Origin of the sequence: Streptomyces blastmyceticus, from assembly GCF_039521185.1 — a bacterium.
GTDB classification, from domain to species: Bacteria; Actinomycetota; Actinomycetes; order Streptomycetales; family Streptomycetaceae; genus Streptomyces; species Streptomyces blastmyceticus.
Genome location: NZ_BAAABW010000043.1, coordinates 77,857 through 84,240, shown reverse-complemented (window position 1 = coordinate 84,240; position 6,384 = coordinate 77,857). Strand labels below are relative to the sequence as shown.

General features: G+C 76.0%; 3 protein-coding genes. All 3 read left to right on the top strand.

Translation table 11 applies throughout. The features are described from left to right. Positions 1–126: 126 nt before the first annotated feature. Positions 127–768: a GNAT family N-acetyltransferase gene (locus tag ABD269_RS34765; protein ID WP_344124553.1), complete on the top strand. Its 642-nt coding sequence runs from the start codon at positions 127–129 to the stop codon at positions 766–768. A 162-nt stretch (positions 769–930) separates the two neighbouring features. Then, positions 931–2,184, top strand: a complete 1,254-nt coding sequence (gene cbiE / locus ABD269_RS34760) for a precorrin-6y C5,15-methyltransferase (decarboxylating) subunit CbiE (RefSeq protein WP_344124551.1) — start codon at positions 931–933, stop codon at positions 2,182–2,184. A 218-nt stretch (positions 2,185–2,402) separates the two neighbouring features. Then, positions 2,403–6,251, top strand: coding sequence for a nicotinate-nucleotide--dimethylbenzimidazole phosphoribosyltransferase (gene cobT / locus ABD269_RS34755; protein WP_344124549.1), 3,849 nt, complete (start codon positions 2,403–2,405; stop codon positions 6,249–6,251). Positions 6,252–6,384 lie beyond the last annotated feature (133 nt).

The following is a 6,384-nucleotide window of genomic DNA, read 5'->3' as shown; positions in this document are numbered from 1 at the left end:
GTGCGCGGGCCTGCGGCCGTACGGGGTCGCGCTTGGCGCACCCGCGCACCCATGCTGCATGCTGGTGCACTCGAAGCCAGGACCGAGACCGTCCCGAGCACACCCTCCCCGGCGTTGGAGCAGCACATGACATCCACCTTCCCGGACATCTCCATCAGTACGGACCGGCTGGTGCTGCGCCCGTTCGACGCCCAGGACGTGCCCGCGCTCGCCGAGATGATGAGCGACGAACTCGTCACCGCCTGGACCTCCGCGCCCCACCCCTACACCACCGCCGACGCCCGCGACTGGGCGCTGCGCCAGGCGCCGGCCGAGCGCACCCAGGGGCGCGGAATCGTCTTTGCGGTCACCGAGTTCCTCACCCAGCGCCTCGTGGGCTGTGTGCACCTGCACCACACCGACTGGCGCACCCTCTCCGCCGAGGTCGGCTATGTCGTCGCCCCCTGGGCCCGCGGCGAGGGCTACGCCTGTGAATCCGTGCTCGCCGTCGCCGAATGGCTCTTCCGCGACCAGCGGTTCGAGCGTCTCGAACTGCGCACCGCGGCCGACAACACCGCCTCCCAGCAGGTCGCCCAGAAGATCGGCTGCATCAGCGAGGGAGTCCTGCGCAACGCCTGGATAGGCCGCGGCCGCACGGCCGACGGCAGCTGGACGGAGACCCGCAGCGACCTCATCGTCTGGAGCCTGCTCCCCGAGGACCTCGACGAGGTGCGCGAACAGCACGCGAGCGGCCCCGGCTACGCGGGGGCCTTCCGCGACTGGCGCTGACCCGGCGCGCGGCCCGCGGGCGCACCCGCCCGTACGACCGCACGCGCCCACTCCGGACCGTCCGCGGGCCCCTCGGCCCGGACCGACCGGGGTAACCTCACCCTGCCCACGCCTGTGTGGGCTCCCCGACCCGCGACAACGAGCCCCAGGAGACTGACGACGATGGCCGACCGGGTCACGGTGATCGGGTGGGACGGCTCACCGCTGACGGACACGGCCCGCTCGGCCCTGGCCGCCGCCACCCTGGTGGCGGGCGCGGGACACCACCTCGCGCTGCCCGAGATCCCGCCCACAGCCGAGCGCGTCAGGCTCGGCAGCGTCGACCTCGCCGCCCGCCGCATCGCCGGACACCGCGGCTCCGCCGTGGTCCTCGCCGACGGCGACCCCGGCTTCTTCGGCGTCGTGCGCGCCCTGCGCGCCCCCCAGCACGGCCTGGAGGTCGAGGTCGTCCCCGCCGTCTCGGCCGTCGCCGCCGCCTTCGCCCGCGTGGGCATGCCCTGGGACGACGCCCAGGTCGTCGTCGCCCACAGCCGCGACCTGCGGCGCGCCGTCAACGTCTGCCGCGCCCACACCAAGGTCGCCGTCCTCACCTCGCCCGGCGCGGGCCCCGCCGAACTCGCCCTCCTCCTCGGGCCCGTGCACCGCACCTTCGTCATCTGCGAGGAACTGGGCACCGACCGCGAACAGGTCACCGTCCTCACCTCCGACAAGGTCCCCGACCACACCTGGCGCGACCCCAACGTCGTCATCGTCATCGGCGGCTCAGGACCCGGCGCCGCCCAGCCCGCGGCCCAGGGCTGGGGAGCCACCCGGCAGCGCACCGCCGGCGGCTGGATCGCGGGCCGCGACCCCGGCTACCCCCCGGCCGTCCGCGGCTGGGCCCTGCCCTCCGACGCCTACGGCACCGGCCTCGGCGAAGGCGAGTCCGCCGAGCTGCGCGCCGCCCAACTGGCCCGGCTGGGGCCCCGCGTGGGCGACCTCGTCTGGGACATCGGATCCGCGAGCGGAGCGGCCTCCGTCGAGGCCGCCCGGTTCGGCGCCGCCGTCATCGCCGTCGACCGCGACGCCGACGCCTGCGCCCGCACCGCCGCCGCCGCCCGCCGCTACGGCGTACAGCTCCAGGTCGTCCACGGCATCGCCCCCCACGTCCTGGAGGACCTCCCCGAGCCCGACGTCGTCCGCGTCGGCGGCGGGGGAGCGCCCGTCGTCGCCGCGTGCGCCGCGCGCCGTCCCGAGCGGATCGTCGCCCACGCCGCGACCCGCGACGAGGCCGAGGCCATCGGCCGGGCGCTCGCCGAAGGCGGCTACGCCGTGGAGTGCGCGCTGCTCCAGGCGGTGGAGCTCGACACCGGCGCGTGGACCGAGCGCGAGCGCGCCGTGGCCTTCCTTCTGAGTGGTCGCCACACCCACCTGTGAGCCCGGCGCGCCGGGCGGAGGGTAGGGTTGCGGATCGTTGTACCGCCCCTCGGTGTCCGACACCACAGTCGTCAATGTCCCGAACGTTCCCTCCTTTTGGCGGGAGCACGGCAAGGTAGGGGCGGGCGACATGCAACGTGCCGCGAGGCATGGACGCTCGTTCTTGACTATGGGCGTGAGCGGTTGGAAGGAGCACTACCGATGGGCGAGGGGTACGCATGACCGACACCGGCCAGTTCCCGGGCGAGGGACAGCCGGAGAACGCAGGCGAGCTTCCCGGCCCCTCGTTCCCCGCGGATGCCGTGGCCCCTGCCGATCCCGGCGCCCCGGCCGCCTACACCTTCCTGGACCACGGTGGTGAGGCGGACGGCGCCGAGGAGGACGACCTCCTGCTGATGCCGGGCGCCCAGGGCGCCTGGATGGAACAGCCCGCCGTCCAGGGCGGCACGCACGAGACCGGCGGCCGCGACACCGGCTCCGTCGATTACGGCGACGTCCGGACGCCGCCCGGCTCCGCCGCCCCGGCCGCGCCCGCGGCCCCGCGGCGCCCCCTGCACATGGGCCCGCCCGTGCCGGATCCCACGGGCGGGGTCGTGCGTTCCCTCGCCGACCGTGGCCCGGCGGCCCCGCACCAGGCGCCCGCGCCCGGGCGCCAGCCCGCGCCGCCCGTGACGCCGGGCCAGGGCCCCGAATACCTCGACGTCCCGCACGAGGGCGCGGACGTCCAGCAGGCCCCGCGGCTCGGCGAGGTGCCGCAGCAGCAGCCGGGCACCTGGGACGCGCAGCCGCAGCACGTGGCAGCGGAGCCCGCCCCGGTACCCGTCGCCGAACCCGTGGCGGAGGCGGCCCCCGCGCCGGTCGCGGAAGCGCCCGCGGCTCCCGCCGTCGCCTTCGTGCCCGCGCAGGCCACCGCCGCACACCCGGCCGACACGGGCCACGGGATAGTCGCCGACGGTTCCGGACAGACCGCGCCGGGCACGGAGGCCGTCGCCGCCGAGCAGATCCCGGCCGAACACCCGGTCGTCACGCAGCAGCCGGTGGCACCGGCCGTGGCACAGAGCGAGCCCGTCGCCGCACCTGCCGATGTGCCTGTTGACATGCCTCTTGACATGCCTGTTGACGTGACGTCAGCCGTCACGGCTCCGCCGGTCGCCGTCGAGCCGATGGCAGTCGAGCCGACGGCAGTAGAGCCGGTCGCGGCCGAGCCGGTGGCACCCGTGCACCAGGCCGTTCCCCAGGTCGCCGTCGCCGTCACGGCTGTCGCGGAGGCCGCGCCCGTACCGTCCGAGGTGCCCCAGGCCGCGCCCGCCGACGCGCACGTCGCACCCGAGCCCCTGCCCCAGTCGCCGGGCCCGGTCGTGGAGCCCGTCCAGGTCCAGGAGAGCGCCCGGCCCGCGCCCGTACCGCAGGAGGCCGCGCCCGCCGAGGCCGTCCCGGTGTACGCGGACGCCGGTTCCGGTGAGCAGGTCCCCGTGGCCGTGGCACCGGCCGTCGACAGCGCGCAGCAGGCTCCGGTCGCCGCCGAGGGCACTGCTGTCACCGAGGCTCCCGCTGTCGCCATGAACAATGCCGCCGAGAACGAAGCCGCCGAAAACTCCGGCGTCACCGAAGCGGCCGCCGAGCAGATCCCGGTACCGGTGGCCGCCGAGGCGCCGCAGCCCGCGCCGGCCGTGGTGGAGGCGCCCGCATCTGTAGACGCCGGTTCCGGACAGCCGGTTCCCGCCGCCGTGCCGCTTTCCGAGGAGGCGCCGGAGGCCCCGGCCGCCGCCGCTCCCGAGCCGGTCCCGGCCCCGGTCGCCGAGGCCGCGGAGCCCGTACCGGCCGCTCCCGTCACGGCTGTTGCCCCCGAGCCGCAGGCCGTACCGGCCCCCGAGGCCGACCGGCAGCCGCAGGTCCCCGTGGCCGAGGCACCCGCGCCCGTCGCGGTCGTCGACGCCGTCGTGCCGCAGGCACCGGCCGCCGAGCAGGAGGCCGCGCCGCAGGAGCAGGTCTCCGAGGACGTGCACCTCGTACCCCGGCCGCAGGACACGGTGGTCCAGCAGACCGCCGCCCTCGCACAGGACACCGTGGTCGTGCACGCCGAGCCGCGGCCCGTACCGGCCGAGGCGGCCGCGCCCGACGCCGTGGAGCCCGTACCCGCGCAGCAGGAGGAGGAGCCGGCGGCACCCGCCGCCGTGCACATCCCCGCCCCGCAGCAGGAGCCGGTCCCCGCCGCCGCGCCCGAGCCCGTGGCCGTCCCCGCGCCGCGCACCGCCGTCGCGGACGCCGGCCCCGAGCCCGTGCAGCACGCGCCCGAGGAGGCACCGGAGGTGGTGTACGAGGAGCCGGCCGGCCCCGCGGCCGTCGGCTACGGCGACGCGGAGCGCGCCGCCGTCCACCGCGTGATGCGGGAACGGCGCGACATCCGCAAGGGCTTCCGCACCGACCCCATCCCGCACGAGGTGCTGCTGCGCGTCCTGGAGGCCGCGCACACCGCGCCGAGCGTCGGGCACTCCCAGCCCTGGGACTTCGTCGTCATCCGCTCCGCCGAGACCCGGCAGGCGATGCACGAGCTGGCGGCGCGTCAGCGCGACGCGTACGCCAAGTCCCTCCCCAAGGCACGGGCCAAGCAGTTCAAGGAACTGAAGATCGAGGCGATCCTCGACACGCCCGTCAACATCGTCGTCACCGCCGACCCCACCCGCGGCGGCCGCCACACCCTCGGTCGGCACACCCAGCCGCAGATGGCCCCGTACTCCTCCGCGCTCGCCGTCGAGAACCTCTGGCTCGCCGCGCGCGCCGAAGGGCTCGGCGTCGGCTGGGTCAGCTTCTTCGACGAGCGGGAGATGGTGCGCGAACTCGGGCTGCCCGAGCACCTGGAGGTCGTCGCCTACCTCTGCGTCGGGTACGTCGACGAGTTCCCCGACGAGCCCGAGCTGATGCAGGCGGGCTGGGCCAAGCGGCGCCCCCTGTCGTGGGTCGTGCACGAGGAGACGTACGGGCGGCGCGCGCTGCCCGGCGAGGACCCGCACGACCTCCTCTCGGAGACCCTGCGCGGCATCCGGCCGCTGGACGCCAAGGCGCTCGGCGAGGCGTGGGAGCGCCAGAAGCGGATGACCAAGCCCTCCGGCGCGCTCGGCATGCTGGAGATCATCTCCGCGCAGCTGTGCGGCCTCTCGCGGAAGTGCCCGCCGCCGATCCCGGAGCCCGCCGCCGTGGCGATCTTCGCGGGCGACCACGGCGTGCACGCCCAGGGCGTCACGGCGTGGCCGCAGGAGGTCACCTCGCAGATGGTCGCCAACTTCCTGGGCGGCGGCGCCGTGTGCAACGCCTTCGCCAACCAGGTGGGCGCCGAGGTCTGCGTCGTGGACGTCGGCGTCGCGGGCGACCTGCCCAGCACCCCCGGCCTCCTCCCGCGCAAGATCCGGCCCGGCACGAGCGACTTCACGACCGGCGCCGCGATGTCCCGCGAAGAGGCGCTGCGCGCGATCGAGGTGGGCATCGAGACGGCCCGCGACCTCGTCGCGGCGGGCAACAAGGCGCTGCTGACCGGCGAGATGGGCATCGCCAACACCACCGTGTCGGCCGCCCTCATCGCCGTCTACACCGAGGCGGACCCCGCCGAGATCACCGGCCGCGGCACGGGCATCAACGACGAGATGCACGCCCGCAAGGTCGACGTCGTCCGGCGCGCGCTCGAACTCCACCAGCCGGACCCGAAGGACCCGATCGGCGTCCTCGCCGCGGTCGGCGGCCTGGAGCACGCCGCGCTCGTCGGCCTGATCCTGGGCGGCGCGTCGCTGCGCACGCCCGTGATCCTGGACGGCGTGAGCGCCGGGGCGGCCGCGCTGGTGGCGCGGGCGATCGCCCCCGAGGCGCTGGCCGCGTGCATCGCCGGTCATCGCAGCGCGGAGCCGGGCCACGTCGCGGCCCTCACCAAGCTGGGCCTGCGCCCGCTGGTCGACCTCGACCTCCGCCTCGGCGAGGGCACGGGCGCGCTGCTGGCCCTGCCGGTCGTGCAGAGCGCTGCGCGGGCGATGCACGAGGTGGCGACGTTCGATGCCGCGGGTGTCACCGAGAAGGGCTGACCCTTCCGGGGCTCCGCCCCACCCCGCCGGTCGAGCCCACCGGGGTGGGGCGTGAGCCCGGATCGCGTCCGCGGGTCGTCCGTGGCCGGTCGCGCAGTTCCCCGCGCCCCTGACGGGGCGCAACCCCCGGAAC